Origin of the sequence: Shinella yambaruensis, assembly GCF_022899355.1 — a bacterium.
Classification (GTDB): Bacteria; Pseudomonadota; Alphaproteobacteria; order Rhizobiales; family Rhizobiaceae; genus Shinella; species Shinella yambaruensis.
This window is the reverse complement of sequence record NZ_JALJCK010000012.1, coordinates 55531-73361: the sequence shown is the minus strand read 5'-3', so window position 1 is coordinate 73361 and position 17831 is coordinate 55531. Positions and strand designations below refer to the sequence as shown.

Here is a 17831-nt window from a genome sequence, read left to right as displayed (position 1 = left end):
TCAGGAAATCTCCGGAAAACGGAAGACGCCGGCGATCCGCCGGCGCCATGCGGGCACGAGCGGCGATTCGGTCACCGCCGCCTGCTCATAGGCATGGATGAAATGCGCGTCTGGCGCCGCGATGCCGGCATGTTTCGCCGCCACCCCCGCCCGCCAGCGAAAGATGAGGATATCGCCCGGCCGCAGCGCCGCGACCGGCAGCGCCGCGCCGCAATGCCGCGCCGCCGCCTCCAGCAGCCGCTCCGCACCCGCCCGCTCCGCCCAGTCCGCAGCGTAGGCGCCCGGCACCTCCGGCTCCGCCCCGTAAAGCTCCCGCCACACGCCGCGCACCAGCCCGAGGCAATCGCAGCCGACGCCCTTCAGCGCGCCCTGATGCCGGTAGGGCGTGCCGATGAAACTGCGGGCGATCGCGACGACCCGATCGCCGGCATCCTGTCCCGGCCCCTCATCCGGCCTGCCGGCCACCTTCTCCCCGCAGGCGGGGAGAAGGGATTTGCCGCCAAGGTTTCCCGCATGACATTGCCGCGGTGGAAGAAGACGGTTCGGCATGTCCCCTTCTCCCCGTTCACGGGGAGAAGGTGGCCGGCAGGCCGGATGAGGGGCACCCCGCAGCATCTCACTCATAGAGCGGCCTCCCGTCATGCACCGTCTCGCCATCGGCATAGCCATAGGTGAAGTCGCTGCCCGGCATGTGCGGAAAACCGCGGAAATTCAGCCCGTTGGAGAACTTGGCCTTGCAGGTCGCAAAGCGCTTGTCGCACCCTGCCGTCACCTGCATCGCATCGCCCGCGGCCACCCCGGCCGGCACCGGCAGCCAGAAGGTCAGCTCGTCGCCGCCCGCCACCTTGCGCTGGTCCTCGATATCCGCCGCCAGCCCCTCCGCCGCGCCGCTCGTGAAGGTGAGCACGCCATAGCGGAAGAACCGCTCGGCAAAGCCGGAGAGCCCGCTCACCCGCAGCCGCATGTCGTCCAGCACCGCGCCCACCGTCGCCGTCGCGCGGAAGGCCGGCGCCGCCGCGTTCACGCCGCACCGGCCGTCGCCCAGCACCGCATCGCAGCGATGCCCGTAGATACGCCCACGCACCTGGTCGAGCCGGTGCGTCAGCCGCCGCAGCTCGGCGCGAAAAAGCCCGCCCTCGCGCCGCACCTCGCCAAGCTCGGCCGTGCGCAGCAGCAGCCGCTGCGCGGGGTTCTGCCAGTTGACCCAATAGACCTCGACCTTCGCCCCGTCGTAGCGCCCCGCGGAAAGGTCCTCGGTGCGGATCGCCTCCGCCGAAAACCCGCCCGCGAGATCACCGCCCTCGGCCGAAAGCCCGTTGCCGTCCTCCGTCTCGCTCGCTTCGAAGCCGCTCGCCGCCAGATAGGCGAGCCCGCCGAAGGAAAGGTCGCGGTCGTGGTCGGTAAAGCCCATCACCACGCCGTCGCGCCGCGTCACCCGCCAGGCATGGCACAGCGTCGTCGCCTCGCCGTCGAGATGCGCCTGCAATCCGCCCGGGATCGTCCTCATGGCCGGATCTCCACCAGCGGAATGGAGGGAATGCGCCCGGCATCGAACTGCGCGAGGTCGATGTCGATGCGGTCCGTGTCGAAGCGCACCGGCACGTCGAACGCGTAGCCCGCCCGGATCGCGCCCGAAGCCGGTATCTTGCCCGGCTTGAAGGTGACGACACCCGTCGCATGGTCCACCGTATAGTCCGCCGCCGGCCGCGTGCTGCCCGCCACCGAGACGACCACCGTGCCCATGACCGGCTTTTCGATGGTGCGCACCGTCTCCCCGCCGGCATCCGCATAGCGCTTGACGAGCTGGAAGGCCGCCGTCGCACCGTCCCCCATGCCGATCTGCTGGTCCGTGGCGCTGACCGCCCCGCCCGGCGCACAGGACTTGTGGTCCACCGGATCATGGAAGCGGAAGCCGTAAAACTGCCCGGCCCGCGCCTCGAAGAAGGCGAGCACCGCATAGAGATCCTCGAGCGACCGCACGCCCGAACCCGCATCGTAGCGCCGCCGCGCATCGTGCCAGCGGCGATTGCGGTTCTCCCGCCCGTTGGAAAGGCTGACGATATCCGTCCGCCGCACCGGCCCGCCGCTGGTGCCGAGCGCGACACGCAGCGGAAACCGCACCTCATGAAATCCTGCCATGCCCATCTCTCCGAAAATGCTCCGCCCCCTCATCCCGCTGCCGCGACCTTCTCCCCGCAGGCGGGGAGAAGGAACGTGGAGCGCGGTTTTCCCGAATCGCCCGAGCCACTTATCGCGAAACCCTCACCCCGATTCCCTTCTCCCCGCCCGCGGCAGGGCGATCGCCTACGGCGTTCGACGGTGCCGCTCTCCCCTTCTCCCCCGCGGGGAGAAGGTGGCCCGAAGGGTCGGATGAGGGGGTGGCTCGGATCGAGCCTTTGCGCCTTCGCCATCCCCCTCATCCGCCTGCCGGCACCTTCTCCCCGCGGGGGAGAAGGGGATGGAGCAACGTCGAATTGCATAGGCGACAGCCATGCCCCTCGGGGATAAGGCCGCAGCAGCGGGATGAGGGGTTTCGCCCTCACAAACTGCGCTGCCCGCGCCCCACGGCGCGCGTCAGCATGGCCGCGATCTGCCCCTCGGACTTGCGGAAACTCGCCGCATCCTGCGCCGTCACGTTGAAGACGATGCGCGTCCCGCCGCCCTCGCCGGCGACACCCAGCGCCCCATCCGGCCCGCGCTTCAGGGGCAGGATCGCCTCCGCCCCCGCCTCGCCCATCAGCCCGAGCCCGCCGCCGGTCCCGAAATAGGTCGGCGAGGCCACGACCCCGCCCTTGGCGAAGGGCGTCGCGCCGCCGAGCAGGCCGGAAAAGCCCGACGACAAAAACCCTTCCAGCGGCTTCAGCCCAACGGAAAGCGCAATGTCGCTCATGCGCACCGCCAGCCCGCGCAACACGCTCTCCAGCCCCTTGCCGTCGACGACCGCACCCTTCAGCGCGTTCGTCAGCGCCGCGCCGAAGGAGCGCGAGCGCGCCTCCAGGTCGTCGAAGATCGCCGAAAGCTGCCCGGCATCGTCGAGCGTGCCGGCAAGCGGTCTGTCATCCGTATCCGCCATCGTTCACTCCTTGTGGTCGGGAAAGGCGCGCATCAGCGCGGCAAGCGCATCGCGCCCGGGCGCGGGCGGCACAGGCCGCAGCACGCCGAGCGCGAAGGCCAGCTCGCGCGGCGTCATCGCCCAGAAATCCTTCGCCGAAAGCCGCATCCGGCAGAGCCCGGCATGAAGCGCCGCCTCCCAGGGAAAGGCCGCCCTCCTCCCGTTCAGCCCGGATGCGGCCCCGGAGGGTTTTCCGGCCGCGCCTCCGCGCCCGGCCCGAAGGTCGCCTGCAACAGCGCCGCCGCGATGCGCGCAAAGCCGGAGAGCCCGTCCGCCACCGCCATCGCCGCCACGTCATCGTCGGAAAAGAGGTTGCCGCCGCCGCGCAGCCCCGCGCCGATGATGCGGATGAGATCGCCCGCCTTCAGCCGCCCGGAGGAGAAGCGCTCGGCAAGCCCCGTCAGGCTGTCGACGGCAAAGGCCGTCTCCAACTCCGCCAGCGCCCCGAGCGTCAGGCACAGCACGCGCCGTTCGCCGTCGAGGACGGCCTCGATCTCGCCGCGGTGCCGGTTCGCCCGCGCGCCCATCAGAGCGCCCCGAAGGTGAGCAGCCCGGCCGATTCCAGCGCGATCTCGAAGACCACCTCGCCGTCATGCGCCCCGGAATAGTCGAGCGCCGCGATCTGGAACGGCCCCGCGACCGTGCCGAAATCCGGGATCACGATCTGCCAGGCGAGGATCGTGCCGGCGAAGAACAGCGCGCGCACCAGCGCGTCCGACGCCTGGTCCTTGAAGATGCCGGCGCCGGACACCGCCGCGCGCTGCACGCCCGCCCCGCCGAGGAGTTCGCGCCAGCGCCCCGCCGATTCCGCATCCGTCACGTCGACGAGCTGCGCATTGAACGACAGCCGCTTCGAGCGCAGCCCCGCAACGGTGACGAAACCCGCCCCGTTGTCGATCTTGATGAGGAGCTCGCGCCCCTTCTGTGCCACCATGGCAAGGTCCTTTCCGAAAGAGGGTGTCAGGCATGCGGCTCCGTCACCGCCCGGAAGCGCATTTCCGCGCGGTGGAAGCGGGACTTGCCGTCGCGGCGAAGCCGCGTGTCGCGGTGGAAGAGCAGGACGAGATGGTGCCCGGCCAGCACCAGCGCCGCGTCGTCGAGCGCCGCGCGCACGGCGGCGGTCATCGCCTGCACCTGCCGGTGCCCCGCCGCCTCGGACCAGGCCTCCAGCGTCACCACATGTTCCTCGCCCGTCTCGCTCGCCGTCGAATGGTCGATACTGTCGATGCCCGCGATCACGAGCAGCGGCGCCGCCGGCCCGTCGGGCCTCCGGTCGGTGATGCCGTTCGCGCCGACCAGCGCCGCCAGCGCCGCATCGCCCGAAAGCCTGGCGAAGATCGCCTTCTGCAGGGCCGATGCCGCGCTCATGGCTGGATCTCCTCGCAGTCGCAGAGCGTGTAGCGCCCCGTCTCGTCCGGATCGCGAAAGGCGCGGATGGCGAAGATCCGCGCACCCTTGCGCAGCCGCATGCCGCCGGCAAGGTCGCCCCGCCGCCGCAGCCAGAGGCGGTGCGTCACCGTCACCGGCAGCGTGCCCGCCGCCTCGTCCGCCCGCGCCGCCACCGGCTCGATCGCCGCCCAGAGCGTTGCCAGCGCCGCGAAGCCGCGCTCCACGCCGCCCTGCCCGTCCGGCGTCTCGACCGGCCCTTCCAGCATCAGCCGCGCGGAGAACGCGCCGGGATCGATGATCCTCGCCTTCGCCATCACAGCCTCCGTAGCCGGTAGGGCGCCACCAGCCGGTCGTAGCCCGTCGGCACCGTGCCCGGCTGGTCCTGAGGCGAAAGCACCCCGCGCAGCTCGAACATGGCCGCCACATGCAGGAGCAGCGCCCGCTTCAGCCCGTCCGGCACATCCGCGCCGCTCTCGCCGAAGCCGGCGGTGAAATCGATCTCGATGCCGTTGAGCGCCCGCCCGCTCGCCGGGCGCGCCGGAAGCAGCAGCCGGGCCGGCCGCGCCGTGCCGTCGAGCAGATAGCCACTCGCATCGACCGCGACCGGCAGTCCGGCGGCGTCATAAACCGTCACCATCTCAATGGTTTGCACCGGCCCCCTGGCAATCTGAATCACCCGCGTTTCGGGCCAGTCGTCGAGATAAAGGCGCAAGGGGCGCGTGATCAGGCAAAGCCCCGTCGCGGCCTCCAGATGTTCGCGCGCCACGCGGACCAGCGCGGACAGCAGCGCATCCTCGTCGGCCGCATCGAGGCGCAGATGCGCCTTCGCCTCGGCAAGCGTCACCGGCTCCACGGCCGGCGGCAACAGTTCGGCAATGGTCATGATCGTCCTTCGCGATGGAGAAAGGAATGCGGGCGCGGCCGGGAGGAAACCGCGCCCGCCGGCACCGGCGCCAGGGAACGCCGCCGGTGCACACTTTGCGTCATCCTCGGGCTTGACCCGAGGATCCACAGCCGCGCGACGGCGGGTGGATGGTCGGGTCAAGCCCGACCATGACGGCGCTGTTGGACGGGGTCGCTCAGCTCGCCGCGAACTTCACCAGCTTGATCGCCTCGAAATTCTGCACCCCGCCGCCGACGCGCTTGGTCGTGTAGAACAGCACATAGGGCTTGGCCGAATAGGGATCGCGCAGCACGCGCACGCCCGTGCGGTCGACGACGAGGTAGCCGGAGCGGAAGTCGCCGAAGGCGATGGAGAAGCTGTCGGCCGCCACGTCCGGCATGTCCTCGGCCTCCACGATGGCGAAGCCGAGCAGCGAGGCCGCCTGCCCCGCCGAGGCCGGCGGGCGCCAGAGATAGTTGCCGTCCGCATCCTTGAACTTGCGAATCTGCCCCTGCGTCTTGCGGTTCATCACGAAGGTGCCGTTCTGCCGGTGCCCCGCCTTCAGCGAATAGACCGTGTCGAACAGCGTGTCGGAAGGGCTTGCGGCCTTGAAGGCCCCGGCCGCGCCCGTCGCGATATAGCCGATATTGCCCCAGCTCCAGCTCGCGTCGGCGACGGCCGTGTAGCCGAGGAAACCCTTCGGCTTGTTGGTGCCGTCGCCGGAGACGAAGGCGGTGCCCTCCTGCTCGGCGAAGACCATGTCGATCTCGGAGGCGATCCAGCCCTCCACGTCCACCGCCGCGTCGTCGAGCAGCGCGGCCGTCGCCGCCGGCATGGCGTAGAGCTCCATGGTCGGGAAGGAGAGTTCGGCGAGCTGCGCATTGCCCGTCTGCGGCCGCGCGGCGGTTTCCGCCACCCAGCCCGCCGCCATGCCGCCCGTCGCGAACGGCTTCTTCAGCACCGTGCCGGAGACCTGGCGCACGGTCGCCAGCGCCCGGATCGGCGAGACGGCGGAAAGCCGGCGGCCGATCTCCGTGTCGGTCTCCGGCGGCACGAGATAGCCGCCATCCGCCGCCGAGCCGACCGACATGGCCTTGCCCTCCAGCGCCCGCAGGGCGCTCTCGTCGCCGCGGCGCATATAGGCGGAGAAGGCCGCCTTGTGCTCGGCCGCCTCGAAGCCGCCCTCGCCGCCGCCGAGCGCCGGACGCGCCTTCTTCAGCGCCAGCTGGTCGATGACGCGCTTGTGCTCGTCCATCGCGCGGTTGATGCGTTCCACCTTGTCGCGCGTCACCACGTCGGCGGTCAGCTTCTGCTCGATCTCGCCGAGCCTTCGGTCGTTCGTCTCCTTGAAGGCCTCGAAGGCCTCCATGAAATCGTCGAAGGCGGCGGTCATCGTTTCCGGCACGGCCTTGATTTCCGGCGCGGTCTTGTGGCTCTCCATACTGTCTTCCTCTTCTTCGGTTGGCATTTCCAGCCGAAGCGAAACCGCTTCGGCGTCGGGTAAAACAAAAGCCTAGCGTTTCATCATCCGGGCCGCCCGGCGCATGAGGCGCACGAGCTCGGTCTCCCTGTCGCGGAACCACCGCGCATTCTTCACGTTCGACACCCGCGCCGAGGGCAGCATGGGAAAGGTGACGATCGAGATCTCCCAGAGGTCGGCCTCCAGGATGCGGCGCACGCCGCTCGTCCGGTCGGTCTTCGAGCGCACGGTCTGGAAGCCGATGGAAAGCCCGTCGAGCGCGCCCGACTTCATGAGGTTCAGCACCTCGCGGGCCCGCGCAACGCCGGGCGAAAGCACGCCCTCGACATAGAGCCCGCGCCCGTCCTCGCGGATCGTCCGCCAGCGCCCGAGCGGCTCGGCCGGATCGTGCTGGAACAGCATGCGCACGCCGGAGGCCCCGCGCTTTTCCAGCGAGCGGGAAAAGGCGCCCGGCGCGATCGTGTCCTTGCCAAGGTCCACCTCGCCGAAGAGGCTCGCATAGCCGGAAAACAGCCCGTCGCCGGAAACGCCCGAAAGCGTCAGATCGGCATATTTCTTCGTCCGCCAGACCGGCAGGTCGTCGGTGATCATGGTCTTCTCCGATGATGTGAAGGGGAATAGGCGGTAGCCAATAGGCAGTAGGCAGTAGGGATCGGCGCAGCGCAGCCCCAACCACCAATTCCCTATTCCCTACTGCCTATTGGCTATTCCCTACTGCCTATTGGCTATTGCCTACCGCCTATTCCCTCATCCGCTCCGCCAGCCGCGCCAGCACACCCAGCCCCCACCAGGCCGAAAGGCTGGCCGCCGCCGAGCCGGTCAGGAGCATCTCCGCCGGCCCGAGATAGCCGGCAATGCCGAGCCGCACCGCGATCCACAGCCCCGCCGGCCCGCCGAAGACGAGGCCGCAGGCAAGCCCCGTGAGGAACCGGCACGCCGCCTCGCGGCGGCTCCTCGGCAGGAGATAGATGAGCGAGACGGCCGCGCCCGCCGACGCGCCGATCAGCCGGGCCGTCCAAAGCCCGCTGTCGTTTCCGAAGTCAGCCATTGTTAAGCCTTTCAGATTATTATGGAAATCCGAGATATAGGGCCGCACGCGGCCGAAAGCGCCGGCTTTCCGCCAAGGAAGCCGGGCCGATCAGCGAGTCTTTTGAATCCCTTGCGGCGCTTTGCTGGAAAACCGATTCAAGGTTTTCACAAGTCGGGTGCGGTACTCTGCAAAGTGATTCACATGTGCAGCGCAACCAGTTAATTTTCCTGGAGAAAGCAGCAATCCTGGCCCCTAGCCCTCTCCCCGCAAGCGGGGAGAGGGGACTTGCCTCACGAACGGTCATTGGCCGGGGAAACCGGCGCGGCATATCCCCTTCGCCCCGCTTGGGGGGAGAAGGTGGCCGGCAGGCCGGATGAGGGGCAAGCATCCCCGCTCCCCCTCAATACCCCACCGCCCGCCGCTTCTCCTCGTCCGTCAAGAACCCCGCCGCGCCCACCCGGGCCCAGAGTTCCGAGCGCTCGTCCGCCAGCCCGCTCACCTGGTCGAGATCCGGCACCAGCCGCAACCCGTCATCCGTCCCTTCGGAAAACCACCCCGCGAAGGCCGCCGCCGTGCGCTGCACCAGCGGCAGCACGGTGAGCCGCCAGAAGGCCCGGTTGGCCTCCTGGTAATTGGCATAGGTCGCATCGCCCGGAATGCCGATCAGCATCGGCGGCACGCCGAAGGCGAGCGCGATGTCGCGCGCCGCGCCGTTCTTCGCCTCGACGAAATCCATCTCGCGCGGGGAAAGCCCCATTGCCTTCCAGTCGAGCCCGCCTTCCAGCAGCATTGGCCGCCCGGCCCGCGCCGGTCCGGAATAGCCCTCCTCCAGCTCCGATTTCAGCCGGCCGTACTGGTCGGGCGTCAGGTTGCCGCCCTCCTTCGGCTGGTAGACCAGCGCGCCGGAGGGCCGCGCCGAATTGTCGAGCAGCGCCTTGTTCCAGATGGCGGCCGCATTGGAGAGGTCGAGCGCCATGGACGCCGCCTCCAGCGGCGCGAAACCGAGCTGGTCGTCGAGCGGATGGAAGAGGCGCAGATGCAGGATCGCCTGCCCCTCGTCCGCAGGGTGCCGGCGCACATGGCCGCCGACGCGATATTCATAGGCCTCCGCCCAGCCGTCCCGCCCCTCGACGATGCGCACCCGGTCGGGCCTCAGCAGATGGAGTTCGCGCAGGTCGTCGCCCACCCGCACCCCCTCCACGAAGGCATTGCCGGAGAGCAGGAGATGCCCGTAGAGCGTCTCGAAGAAATCCGCGCCCGCCTGGCGCGCGTTCGGCCGCGACAAGAGCGAAAGCAAGGGGTCGTCCGGCCGCTCCGCCTCGCCCTGATAGGCAAGCCAGGGCACGGAGGCCGCCGCTTCCGCGATCATGCGCACCGCCCGGTGCGCCACCGGGTTCTTCATGAACCCCTCGCGCGACAGCGAGGCATAGGAGCGGGACGACCAGTGCGCCCGCCCCTCGGCCGTCAGCGCGAAGAAGCCCGACGCCTTGGTCTCGGCCGCCCGGCGCTGCCGGGAGAGGAAGGATGGTAATTTCATGGTGCCCTCCGATTGTGTCGATTCGCCGATGGTCCGGGCGGTGTGCCGTGCGGGTGGATCCTCGGGTCGAGCCCGAGGATGACGACAGAAGAAAAGCATGAAGGGCCACCGAACCGGATCCGCATGCCGCATCGTTCCATGGGATGGAAACCCGATCCTCCCCTCCGTCATCCTCGGGCTCGACCCGAGGATCCACCCGCACGGCACGCCGCCCGCTACCCGCCCAGCGCGGCGAAAAACGCCCGCCCGTAGCCCGCCACCTTTTCCGCCCGGTCGAGCCCGTTGATGATCCGCCGCGCGCCGGCCCAGTCGGCCCGCGTGCCGGAGAAATGGTCGGCCAGCCGCCGCCCGGTGAAGGCGCCGCGCAGCATGCCGGTGAAGAGGATCTCGACCGACACCGCCAGCTCCATCGCAAGCTCCGGCCGGCCGACGAGATCGATGCCCGTCAGCCCGGCCAGCCGCGCATAGTTGCGCCGGTGGGTGATCTGCACGAGCCCGCGCCCGAGCCAGCTCTTCCCCGCCGCATCGCGCCGCCAGTAGGGCGCGGAAACCTGCGGCAGCCGGCCGGCCGCGAAGGCCCGGTCGAGCCGGGCGATCGCCGCCGCATCCGTCGCCGCGAAGGTCTCGCGCACCGGCTGCAGGCGCCCGCCCGTCTCGTGATGGGCCGTCGCCAGCATGTAGGCGAGGAAACGCCGGTCCTCGACCTCGCCGCGCTCGAAGCGGTCGAGCAGCGCCGCCAGCCCCGCGACCTGCGTTCCCGCCAGCCGGCCGCCATACAGCGCGCGGCGCACCGCATCGAAAAACGCCTTGCGATCGATCGCCATCTCAAATCCCCCTAACCCGCGGTTCGCCGGCCCGCTCCAGCACCAGCGCCGTCAGCGCCCAGACCAGCGCATCGAGCCGGTCCGGCGAGCGGCCGGAGGAGAGCCCGTCCGGCCCGAAATCGCACATCTGGTCCTCCAGCTCGGCAAAGGCGGCCGCATGGACCACCCGCCCCTGCTCGTAGAGCGCCGCCACCGGCTCGGCGCGCAGGAACTTGCCGCGCGTCGCCCGCACGGTCGCGACCGGCAGGTTCGCGTCGACGCTTTTCAGCATCGCCGTCACCATGTCGCCGCCCTGGTTCACCTCGGCGACCACCCGGTCCGCGTCGAAGCGCCGGAAGGCGCGCACCACGGCGCCCGCCCAGCCCGCCGGGCTTGCGCCCGTCACCGAGCAGTCGGCGAGCACCACCGCCCGCCCCGCTCCGTCCAGCCCCGCCACGACGATGCCGCAGACGGAGGCCGCCGAGGCCGTCGCCGGCGGATCGACCGCCACGACGATGCGCGAGAGCGGCCCGGGATTGCGCTGGCGGAGACCCTCCAGCCGCGCCCGGTTCCACAGCGCGTCCTCGCGGTCGGCGATCAGCTCGCCGTCCAGCTCCTGCCGCCCCAGCCGCGTGCCGCCATAGCGCTCGGCCATCGCCGCAAGGAAGCCCGGCGCCAGGTTGCCGGCATTGTCGTCGGTGCGGATGCGCCGCACCGCGGTCTTCGGATCGCCCGCCAGCGCCCGCAAGAGCGGCACCGGCCGGGGCGTCGTCGTCACCAGCACGCGTGGATCGTCCCCGAGGCGCAGGCCGAATTGCAGCATGTCCCAGGTCTCCTGCGCATGTTTCCACTTGCCGAGCTCGTCGCACCAGGCGAGGTGGAACTGCGGCCCGCGCAGGCTCTCCGGGTCCTCGGAGGAGAAGATCTGCGCGATCGAGCCGTTCGGCCAGACGAGCCGGCGGCGCGAGGCCTCGAAGTCCGGTCGCGCCCGCCCGGCGATCCGGCAGATACCCGACACGCCGTCGATCATCACCTCGCGCGCATCGCCCAGCGTCTCGGCCACCAGTGCGATGCGCAGGTCCGCCTTCAGGCTGGCGATCGCATGCACCCATTCGGCGCCCGCCCGCGTCTTGCCCGAGCCGCGTCCGCCCATCAGCAGCCACACCCGCCAGTCGCCGGCGGGCGGCATCTGGGCAAGGCGGTGGTGGAAGTGCCAGCCGCGCATCTGGCGCCAGCTGGTCGGCGTTATCGGTGTCCCGCAGGCAGGCTCGATTCCTTCGGCCTGGCCCCTCATCCCCTTCTCCCCGCCTGCGGGGAGAAGGTCCCGGCAGGGGGATGAGGGGCAAGCCTCAGACGAGAGGCAAGCTTCACCGCTCCTCCGCCCCAAAATCCTCGCCTCCAGCGCATCCGCTTCAACGCTAAACGCCGTCCGCCCCCGTTCTTCCTCGATCATCCTCAAGCCCGCAGCCGCCGTCCGCATGTCCGCATCGATTGTCTTCCCGATCGCCCGGCAGGCGCGCCGCTCTCTACGGCCCGCTTTCCGCGCGCGCGGCAGCATCGCCGCCAGGCCCGAGCCCGCGCATCCAGTCTTCCTTCGCCGCATTCAGCCGTTCCTTCACGCGGTCCTCGACAAGCCGGTCGAACTCCGCCGCCAGCGCCGCCTCGTCCTCGGCGCCGTCGGCGGCCGCGTCCGCCTCGGCCCGTGCATTGAGAAGCGTGCGCTGCAGGCTGTCGATCTTCTCCAGCGTGCGCACGATCAGCGAGACGGCCTCGATGGCCGCCTTGGCGTCCGCCTGCGCCTGCTTGCGGAAAACCTCGTCCTGTGCGCCATCCGCATCCTCCTCGGCCAGCGCCTTCTGGCTCTGGAAGCGCTGGAAGCGCTCGCGCAGTTCCTTGGTCATCTCCAGAAGCATCGCCTGCATGTCGAGAAACGGATCGAGCGGCGCCTGCGCCTTGATGTCGAGCAGCGGCGCCGCGCCGCCCTCGAAGAGCGCCGGCCGCCCCGCCAGCCCGTCATAGACCGCCGGCGCCGGCGAGACGCCGAAAAGATCGAGATCGATCGCATCCATTCTCGGTCCTCCAAATGAAAAGGCGCCCGGTCCGAAGGGAACGAGCGCCTGTCAATAAATTCCTGCGTCCAGATGCGGAAAGCCGGTCGCGGGCGAAGGCCGCCCCTGTCCCGGCCTCCGGGAAAACCGGGTTGGCTCCCTCCGCCCGCACCTTTCCGACTATGCCATGACCCTACCAGACGACCGTGACGCCGTCAAGGACTATTTTCCTATTTTCTGCAAAAACTTTTCGGCCGGAGGAAAGGGTGCTACCTTTCCGCCCATGATATCCGACGATCTCGTGACCATTGCGCTCGGCATGCCGGGGGCGCGGGAAAGTGCTCATTTCGGCAAGCGCGACTTCCGGGTGGGCGAGAAGGTCTTCATGACCCTGCCGGAGGCCGGCCGGGCCGTCCTGAAGTTCACGCCGGATCAGCAGGCGCTGGTCCTGGAGACCGATCCGGGCCTGTGCGCGCCGGTACCGGGCGGCTGGGGGTCGAAGGGCTGGACGTCGCTTTATTTCGACGGCGCGGACGCCGCGCGGGTGCGCGAACTCATCGATACCGCCTGGCGCAACGTGGCGCCGAAGAAGCTCGTCGCGGCAAGCCTCCCCTGAAACGCCGCTACTTGCCCTTTCCCACTTCCATCGGCCAGGTCACGAGATAGTCCTCGTAGTCGTCGACATCGAGGCCCTCCTCGCTCACCGTGCGGCCGCGCGCGGAAATGCCGGCCTGGTGCACGGTGTCGGGATCGCCGGACACCAGCGGATGCCACCAGTAGAGGTCCTCGCCGTCGCGGATGAGGCGATAGCCGCAGGTCGGCGGCAGCCAGGAGATCTTCTCCACGCTCTCCACCGTCAGGCGGATGCAGTCCGGCACGGTCGCCTGCCGGTTCTCGTAGTCGGAGCACCGACAGCTTTCCCCATCGAGCAGCACGCAGCGGATCGAGGTCCAGGCGATCTCGCCCGTGTCCCAGTCCTCCAGCTTGTTGAGGCAACAGAGCCCGCAGCCGTCGCACAGGCTCTCCCATTCCGGGTCGGTCATCTCGGCGAGGGTCTTGGTCTTCCAGAACGGCAGGTCGTCCGGCTTTTCGGCACTGTTGATCGTCATCTCCGACCCCTGAACCCCTTGGGCGCAAAGGTCAAGGGGCCGGCTGCCAGGACCAATCGGCAAAATCCGTTCTGTTGCCTTCAAAAGACTGATATCCTCACTGAATAAACCGGTGGTGAGAGGACGTTAACCCAACGCAGGCAGGCTGCGACCCGCCCCCGCCAAAGGTATGCGAACGTGGAAGACGACAGCCAGACGCCGACAAAACCCCGCCGCCGCAAGCGGCACATCCTCCTGCGCATCGATTCCTGGATCGATTCCACGGTCTGGAACGCCGGTTTTCGCGCGGCCGAGATCTGGGAGGAGATCACCATCTTCTCCCGCCGCTTCCACGTCAAAGGCTGGAAGAAGGCGGTCTTCGAGGTCGCCGGCGAGGGCATGAACCTCGGCACTGCCGGCTTCGTGCTGTTGCTCGCCCTCGCGCTCCCCGCCTTCGAGGAGACCAAGGGCAACTGGCGCGCCCAGAGCGATTTCGCCGTCACCTTCCTCGATCGCTACGGCAACGAGATCGGCCATCGCGGCATCATCCACGAGGACTCCGCGCCGATCGACGAACTGCCCGACCACCTGATCAAGGCGGTGCTGGCGACGGAGGATCGCCGTTTCTTCAGCCATTTCGGCATCGATTTCCTCGGCCTTGCCCGCGCCATGAACGAGAACGCCCGGGCCGGCGGCGTCGTGCAGGGCGGCTCGACGCTCACCCAGCAGCTCGCCAAGAACCTGTTCCTGTCCAACGAGCGTACCATCGAGCGCAAGATCAAGGAGGCCTTCCTCGCCCTCTGGCTGGAAGCCAACCTCTCCAAGAAGGAGATCCTGCGCCTCTATCTCGACCGCGCCTATATGGGCGGCGGCACGTTTGGCGCGGCCGCGGCGGCGCAGTTCTATTTCGGCAAGAACGTCACCGACGTGAACCTTGCCGAATCCGCCATGCTCGCCGGCCTCTTCAAGGCTCCCGCCCGCTACGCCCCGCACGTCAACCTGCCCGCCGCCCGCGCCCGCGCCAACGAGGTGCTGACCAACCTCGTGCAGGGCGGGCTGATGACCGAGGGCCAGGTGATCGCCGCGCGGCGCAACCCCGCCACCGTCATCGACCGCAACGAGAAGGCGGCGCCCGACTTCTTCCTCGACTGGGCCTTCGAGGAGGTGCAGCGCATCGCCAGGCCCTTCGCCCAGCATTCCCTCGTCGTGCGCACGACCATCGACATGGGCCTGCAGGCCGCCGCCGAGGAGGCGGTGGAAAGCAGCCTTCGCCAGTATGGCGAGAGCTATCGCGTCCGGCAGGGCGCGCTGGTCATGGTGGAGAACGGCGGCGCCGTGCGCGCCATGGTCGGCGGGCGCGACTATGGCGAAAGCCAGTTCAACCGCGCCACGCGCGCGCTGCGCCAGCCGGGCTCCTCTTTCAAGGTCTATACCTATTCGGCCGCGATGGAATCGGGCATGACGCCGGAGACGACCATCGTCGACGCGCCGATCAGCTGGGGCGGCTGGTCGCCGCAGAACTACGGCCGCAGCTATGCCGGCCGCATGACGCTGATGACGGCGATGGCCAAGTCGATCAACACCGTGCCCGTGCGCCTCGCCAAGGAGAAGCTCGGCACGAAGCGCATCGCGGAACTGGCGAAGGCGATGGGCGTCGAGACGCCGATCCGCACCGACAAGACCATGCCGCTCGGCACCTCCGAGGTCACCGTGCTCGACCAGGCGACGGGCTATGCCGTCTTCCCCGCCGGCGGGCTCCAGGCGCGCCGCCACGGCATCAGCCAGATCCTCAACTACGACGGCGACATCCTCTACGATTTCGGCCGCGACGCGCCGCCGGCAAGAGAAGTGCTGTCGGAAGCGGCCATGTCCTCGATGAACCGCATCCTCGTCACCATTCCCGTGAGCGGCACGGCACGGCGCGGCGCGCTCGACCGCGGCATCGTCTCGGGCGGCAAGACGGGCACCACCCAGGCCTATCGCGATGCCTGGTATGTCGGCTTCACCGGCAACTACACGGCCGCTGTCTGGTTCGGCAACGACGACTATACCTCGACGAACAACATGACCGGCGGCTCGCTGCCCGCCATGACCTTCAAGCGGCTGATGGACTATGCCCACCAGGGCATCGAGCTGCGCCCCATCCCCGGCATCGAGAACCCGCTGCCGGACGGCAAGAAGGCGAAGGAGGTGACCGCCGGCACGAGCGACGAGAACGCCCTGCCCGCGCTCGTGCGCCCGCGCTCGCTGTCGGCCGACGTGACCAAGCTCCTGAAGGATGTCGCCCGCGACCTCGGCGCGGCGAAGGCGCTGAAGGCCGACGGACGGGTCGCCGCGCTCGACGGAGCGCTTGACCTTGCTCCGGCGAACCGGACAGAGTGACGGCAACCTGATTCCAACGGTCGATCGCCTTGTTCCGCACGCCCCTCGTCATCGCCACAGCGCTCGCCGTCGCCTTCGGCCTCGGCATCGTCAGTTCGATCTACGCGCTGCGCGCGACGGTCGGCTTCGGCGCCATCGCGCTCGGCCCCTGGGCCGCCTTCCCCGCCGCCCAGACGATCGACGCCGATCCCTATGCGAAGGCGCACCGGGCGCGCGACGGCAAGCTGCTGCTCGGCGGCGCCGAGGGCCTGACCTTCACCGCCGCCACCGACAGCGAGAACCGCACGCTGGTGGAGAACTGCCGCTACGAGATCCGCGGCATCACCCCACCGGCGCGGCTCTGGACGCTGCATGCGGCCGACCGCAACGGCAATCCGCTGGAAGGCGCCCGCCCCGACCTGCCCACCGGCCTCAACGCCTGGTCGGTGCTGCGCGGCGCCGACAGCACCTTCTCCATCCGCATCGCCTCGGCGGCGACGCCGGGCAACTGGCTGGCCGTGCCCGAGGGCAAGGCGCCGTTCCTTCTCGTCATGACGCTGCTCGACACGCCGACGGCCGGCAGTTCCGGCGTCATCGACCTTTCCATGCCCGGCATCACGCGGCTGGATTGTGCCGATGCGTAGCCTCCTCTATGCCATCGCCGTCGGCCTCGTCGGGGCGGCGCTGCTGCACATCGTCATCATCCTCTCGCTGCCGAGCTTCACCGGCCGCGACGCCTATACGCGCGTGCAGGCCTTCGGCGAGACGAACCGCTTCTTCCCGCTCGCCGCCGGCGGCGAAGCGCTCGCCCCGATCAACGACGATCCGGCGATGAAGACGGCGGTCTGCGCCTTTTCGGTGGAAACCGGACCCATCCGGCTGTTTGCCGAGGGCGAGGTGCCCTTCTGGTCGCTCGCCGTCTATGACAGCGCCTCCAACGAGGTGTTCAGCATGAACGACCGCACCTCGGTCAACGGCGCGCTCGACACGCTGATTGCAACGCCCATCCAGCTCATCGCCATCCGCAAGGCCGTACCGGCGGAGCTGGAACAGTCGATCCTGGTGGAGATGCGCGGCGAGGAAGGCTATGCCGTGCTGCGCACCTTCGTGCCGACGCAGAGCCGCGAGGAAGCGGCGACCACCTTCCTGGCGGATGCGGGCTGCGAGCCCTTCACGGCGGAACAATAGGAAGGATCGCTCCGAAAGGAGCATGTGACGCGGGACCTACCCCGCAAAGGCCGTTCAGGCCATGCGCGGCGGCCGCACGCGCATGCTTCGAGCGCTGCACCGGGCAGCGACCGGAAGAGGATCAGGGCCGGCGGGCGGTGTCCTGCGCGCCCTGCTTTGCCGCCTTGCCGCGCGCCGCCAGCATGGCGGGCGTCAGGCGTTCGTATCGCACGCCGGTGAAAAGAAGAACCTGGGCCGGAGCCTCACGGCGAATGGTGTCGCGTCGCGGCGTCCGCGCGAGCCATTCCTTCAATCGTACCACGTCTGCCATTCTCGCCTCCAAAAGAAGAATCGAGACGGATGAAGCACTCCTACAAATCTCACCCTGCCCGTTTCCACGGGCCGGTGCATCCGGTTCCGTCACCCCCGGACGCGACATGAGATCGATGCCTCCCCAGTCGCATACGGGTGGAAAACGGCGATACGGGACCAGAAGTTTCCCCTTCACGGGAATGTGTCTGGCGACCGTCCGGCATCCGGAACATCGCACCTTTCCCTCGCGGAACGGCGGGTGCCTTTCGGCAGATCCACCGCTCACATGATCGAATCATAACACGTCCATCGCAATAGACGAGCCGATCCTTGCCCCTAAAACTAGCGACTATCGGGTTAACATGCTGTTAACACTAGCGTGAAGTGCGCGTGTTCGCTGTTCCCTGCGGTACAGGGGGGGAGCGCCCGCCGGGCGGGCGGGGCCTGTGCCGATACGGTCCGCATCCGCCGGCCCTGCCGCCGCAACCCTTGCGGCACCGCCTTGTAAACATTGCGGTTTCCGCGCGAGCAGGGTTAACGCCTTGCTAACGCTTTTCCTCTACTTTTCGTGAACGATTGGGAAGCGGCGGGGGGCTGCCGTTCCGGGGACTGAGCAGGTGT

At 69.0% G+C, this 17831-nt stretch carries 23 protein-coding genes; 4 read left to right on the top strand and 19 right to left on the bottom strand.

Annotated elements, in window-relative coordinates:
• The 17 genes from MUU56_RS24890 to MUU56_RS24810 form a co-directional block, all read right to left on the bottom strand.
• On the bottom strand, window positions 1-549 hold the full coding sequence (locus MUU56_RS24890; protein WP_280531172.1) for an NlpC/P60 family protein: 549 nt from the start codon (window positions 547-549) through the stop codon (window positions 1-3).
• Window positions 550-616: 67 nt separating this feature from the next.
• Complete coding sequence (locus tag MUU56_RS24885; protein ID WP_244769966.1) at window positions 617-1507, bottom strand: DUF2163 domain-containing protein; 891 nt, start codon at window positions 1505-1507, stop codon at window positions 617-619.
• Window positions 1504-2139, bottom strand: coding sequence for a DUF2460 domain-containing protein (locus MUU56_RS24880; RefSeq protein WP_244769965.1), 636 nt, complete (start codon window positions 2137-2139; stop codon window positions 1504-1506). The genes MUU56_RS24885 and MUU56_RS24880 overlap by 4 nt, the downstream gene beginning before the upstream one ends.
• A 400-nt stretch (window positions 2140-2539) precedes the next feature.
• Complete coding sequence (locus MUU56_RS24875) at window positions 2540-3073, bottom strand: phage tail tape measure protein (RefSeq protein ID WP_244769964.1); 534 nt, start codon at window positions 3071-3073, stop codon at window positions 2540-2542.
• 3 nt (window positions 3074-3076) lie between these two features.
• Entirely contained in the window at window positions 3077-3280 is a 204-nt protein-coding gene (locus MUU56_RS24870; protein ID WP_244770102.1) for a rcc01693 family protein, read from the bottom strand.
• Window positions 3277-3639: a gene transfer agent family protein gene (locus tag MUU56_RS24865; protein WP_244769963.1), complete on the bottom strand. Its 363-nt coding sequence runs from the start codon at window positions 3637-3639 to the stop codon at window positions 3277-3279. The genes MUU56_RS24870 and MUU56_RS24865 overlap by 4 nt, the downstream gene beginning before the upstream one ends.
• Window positions 3639-4046, bottom strand: a complete 408-nt coding sequence (locus MUU56_RS24860; protein ID WP_244769962.1) for a phage major tail protein, TP901-1 family — start codon at window positions 4044-4046, stop codon at window positions 3639-3641. Before MUU56_RS24860 ends, MUU56_RS24865 begins: the two co-directional genes overlap by 1 nt.
• Before the next feature lie 26 nt (window positions 4047-4072).
• Entirely contained in the window at window positions 4073-4480 is a 408-nt protein-coding gene (locus tag MUU56_RS24855) for a DUF3168 domain-containing protein (RefSeq protein WP_244769961.1), read from the bottom strand.
• Window positions 4477-4815 (bottom strand): phage head closure protein, encoded by a 339-nt coding sequence (locus MUU56_RS24850; RefSeq protein ID WP_244769960.1) that lies wholly within the window; start codon window positions 4813-4815, stop codon window positions 4477-4479. The genes MUU56_RS24855 and MUU56_RS24850 overlap by 4 nt, the downstream gene beginning before the upstream one ends.
• The gene (locus MUU56_RS24845) at window positions 4815-5384 is read right to left on the bottom strand and encodes a head-tail connector protein (RefSeq protein ID WP_244769959.1); all 570 of its coding nucleotides are present in this window, start codon (window positions 5382-5384) and stop codon (window positions 4815-4817) included. Before MUU56_RS24845 ends, MUU56_RS24850 begins: the two co-directional genes overlap by 1 nt.
• A gap of 196 nt (window positions 5385-5580) precedes the next feature.
• On the bottom strand, window positions 5581-6825 hold the full coding sequence (locus MUU56_RS24840) for a phage major capsid protein (RefSeq protein WP_244769958.1): 1245 nt from the start codon (window positions 6823-6825) through the stop codon (window positions 5581-5583).
• A 72-nt stretch (window positions 6826-6897) separates the two neighbouring features.
• Entirely contained in the window at window positions 6898-7455 is a 558-nt protein-coding gene (locus tag MUU56_RS24835) for an HK97 family phage prohead protease (RefSeq protein ID WP_244769957.1), read from the bottom strand.
• 148 nt (window positions 7456-7603) lie between these two features.
• Window positions 7604-7912: a DUF6107 family protein gene (locus MUU56_RS24830; protein WP_244769956.1), complete on the bottom strand. Its 309-nt coding sequence runs from the start codon at window positions 7910-7912 to the stop codon at window positions 7604-7606.
• 382 nt (window positions 7913-8294) lie between these two features.
• On the bottom strand, window positions 8295-9431 hold the full coding sequence (locus MUU56_RS24825; protein WP_244769955.1) for a phage portal protein: 1137 nt from the start codon (window positions 9429-9431) through the stop codon (window positions 8295-8297).
• 215 nt (window positions 9432-9646) lie between these two features.
• Window positions 9647-10255, bottom strand: coding sequence for a glycoside hydrolase family 19 protein (locus tag MUU56_RS24820; protein ID WP_244769954.1), 609 nt, complete (start codon window positions 10253-10255; stop codon window positions 9647-9649).
• A 1-nt stretch (window position 10256) separates the two neighbouring features.
• Window positions 10257-11459, bottom strand: a complete 1203-nt coding sequence (locus tag MUU56_RS24815; RefSeq protein WP_244770101.1) for a DNA-packaging protein — start codon at window positions 11457-11459, stop codon at window positions 10257-10259.
• A gap of 301 nt (window positions 11460-11760) precedes the next feature.
• Window positions 11761-12303: a hypothetical protein gene (locus MUU56_RS24810; RefSeq protein WP_244769953.1), complete on the bottom strand. Its 543-nt coding sequence runs from the start codon at window positions 12301-12303 to the stop codon at window positions 11761-11763.
• A gap of 262 nt (window positions 12304-12565) precedes the next feature.
• On the opposite strand from MUU56_RS24810, the gene MUU56_RS24805 reads away from it, so the two are divergent.
• Window positions 12566-12898 carry an MmcQ/YjbR family DNA-binding protein gene (locus MUU56_RS24805; protein WP_244769952.1) on the top strand — a complete coding sequence of 111 codons (333 nt, stop codon included), beginning with the start codon at window positions 12566-12568 and terminating at the stop codon, window positions 12896-12898.
• 7 nt (window positions 12899-12905) lie between these two features.
• Here the strand turns inward: MUU56_RS24805 and MUU56_RS24800 are convergent, their stop codons facing one another.
• Entirely contained in the window at window positions 12906-13391 is a 486-nt protein-coding gene (locus tag MUU56_RS24800; protein ID WP_244769951.1) for a YcgN family cysteine cluster protein, read from the bottom strand.
• Between the two features lie 177 nt (window positions 13392-13568).
• On the opposite strand from MUU56_RS24800, the gene MUU56_RS24795 reads away from it, so the two are divergent.
• From MUU56_RS24795 to MUU56_RS24785, 3 genes are read left to right on the top strand one after another with little or no spacing between them, the layout of a single operon-like run.
• A complete protein-coding gene (locus MUU56_RS24795) occupies window positions 13569-15752 on the top strand; it encodes a transglycosylase domain-containing protein (RefSeq protein ID WP_244769950.1) in 2184 nt (727 codons plus the stop codon).
• A 29-nt stretch (window positions 15753-15781) separates the two neighbouring features.
• Window positions 15782-16375, top strand: a complete 594-nt coding sequence (locus tag MUU56_RS24790; protein WP_244769949.1) for a DUF1214 domain-containing protein — start codon at window positions 15782-15784, stop codon at window positions 16373-16375.
• Entirely contained in the window at window positions 16368-16919 is a 552-nt protein-coding gene (locus MUU56_RS24785) for a DUF1254 domain-containing protein (RefSeq protein WP_244769948.1), read from the top strand. The genes MUU56_RS24790 and MUU56_RS24785 overlap by 8 nt, the downstream gene beginning before the upstream one ends.
• Before the next feature lie 121 nt (window positions 16920-17040).
• On the opposite strand, the gene MUU56_RS24780 is transcribed toward MUU56_RS24785, so the two are convergent.
• Window positions 17041-17229 (bottom strand): hypothetical protein, encoded by a 189-nt coding sequence (locus tag MUU56_RS24780; RefSeq protein ID WP_244769947.1) that lies wholly within the window; start codon window positions 17227-17229, stop codon window positions 17041-17043.
• Window positions 17230-17831 lie beyond the last annotated feature (602 nt).

What these genes read in the sequence shown, in the direction of transcription:
- MUU56_RS24780 (WP_244769947.1), bottom strand. Translation starts at nt 17,229, where the DNA reads ATGGCAGACGTGGTACGATTGAAGGAATGGCTCGCGCGGACGCCGCGA.
- MUU56_RS24825 (WP_244769955.1), bottom strand. Translation starts at nt 9,431, where the DNA reads ATGAAATTACCATCCTTCCTCTCCCGGCAGCGCCGGGCGGCCGAGACC.
- MUU56_RS24785 (WP_244769948.1), top strand. Translation starts at nt 16,368, where the DNA reads ATGCGTAGCCTCCTCTATGCCATCGCCGTCGGCCTCGTCGGGGCGGCG.
- MUU56_RS24875 (WP_244769964.1), bottom strand. Translation starts at nt 3,073, where the DNA reads ATGGCGGATACGGATGACAGACCGCTTGCCGGCACGCTCGACGATGCC.
- MUU56_RS24835 (WP_244769957.1), bottom strand. Translation starts at nt 7,455, where the DNA reads ATGATCACCGACGACCTGCCGGTCTGGCGGACGAAGAAATATGCCGAT.
- MUU56_RS24850 (WP_244769960.1), bottom strand. Translation starts at nt 4,815, where the DNA reads ATGGCGAAGGCGAGGATCATCGATCCCGGCGCGTTCTCCGCGCGGCTG.
- MUU56_RS24830 (WP_244769956.1), bottom strand. Translation starts at nt 7,912, where the DNA reads ATGGCTGACTTCGGAAACGACAGCGGGCTTTGGACGGCCCGGCTGATC.
- MUU56_RS24800 (WP_244769951.1), bottom strand. Translation starts at nt 13,391, where the DNA reads ATGACGATCAACAGTGCCGAAAAGCCGGACGACCTGCCGTTCTGGAAG.
- MUU56_RS24820 (WP_244769954.1), bottom strand. Translation starts at nt 10,255, where the DNA reads ATGGCGATCGATCGCAAGGCGTTTTTCGATGCGGTGCGCCGCGCGCTG.
- MUU56_RS24805 (WP_244769952.1), top strand. Translation starts at nt 12,566, where the DNA reads ATGATATCCGACGATCTCGTGACCATTGCGCTCGGCATGCCGGGGGCG.
- MUU56_RS24815 (WP_244770101.1), bottom strand. Translation starts at nt 11,459, where the DNA reads ATGCGCGGCTGGCACTTCCACCACCGCCTTGCCCAGATGCCGCCCGCC.
- MUU56_RS24880 (WP_244769965.1), bottom strand. Translation starts at nt 2,139, where the DNA reads ATGGCAGGATTTCATGAGGTGCGGTTTCCGCTGCGTGTCGCGCTCGGC.
- MUU56_RS24855 (WP_244769961.1), bottom strand. Translation starts at nt 4,480, where the DNA reads ATGAGCGCGGCATCGGCCCTGCAGAAGGCGATCTTCGCCAGGCTTTCG.
- MUU56_RS24810 (WP_244769953.1), bottom strand. Translation starts at nt 12,303, where the DNA reads ATGGATGCGATCGATCTCGATCTTTTCGGCGTCTCGCCGGCGCCGGCG.
- MUU56_RS24860 (WP_244769962.1), bottom strand. Translation starts at nt 4,046, where the DNA reads ATGGTGGCACAGAAGGGGCGCGAGCTCCTCATCAAGATCGACAACGGG.
- MUU56_RS24845 (WP_244769959.1), bottom strand. Translation starts at nt 5,384, where the DNA reads ATGACCATTGCCGAACTGTTGCCGCCGGCCGTGGAGCCGGTGACGCTT.
- MUU56_RS24865 (WP_244769963.1), bottom strand. Translation starts at nt 3,639, where the DNA reads ATGGGCGCGCGGGCGAACCGGCACCGCGGCGAGATCGAGGCCGTCCTC.
- MUU56_RS24840 (WP_244769958.1), bottom strand. Translation starts at nt 6,825, where the DNA reads ATGGAGAGCCACAAGACCGCGCCGGAAATCAAGGCCGTGCCGGAAACG.
- MUU56_RS24890 (WP_280531172.1), bottom strand. Translation starts at nt 549, where the DNA reads ATGCCGAACCGTCTTCTTCCACCGCGGCAATGTCATGCGGGAAACCTT.
- MUU56_RS24885 (WP_244769966.1), bottom strand. Translation starts at nt 1,507, where the DNA reads ATGAGGACGATCCCGGGCGGATTGCAGGCGCATCTCGACGGCGAGGCG.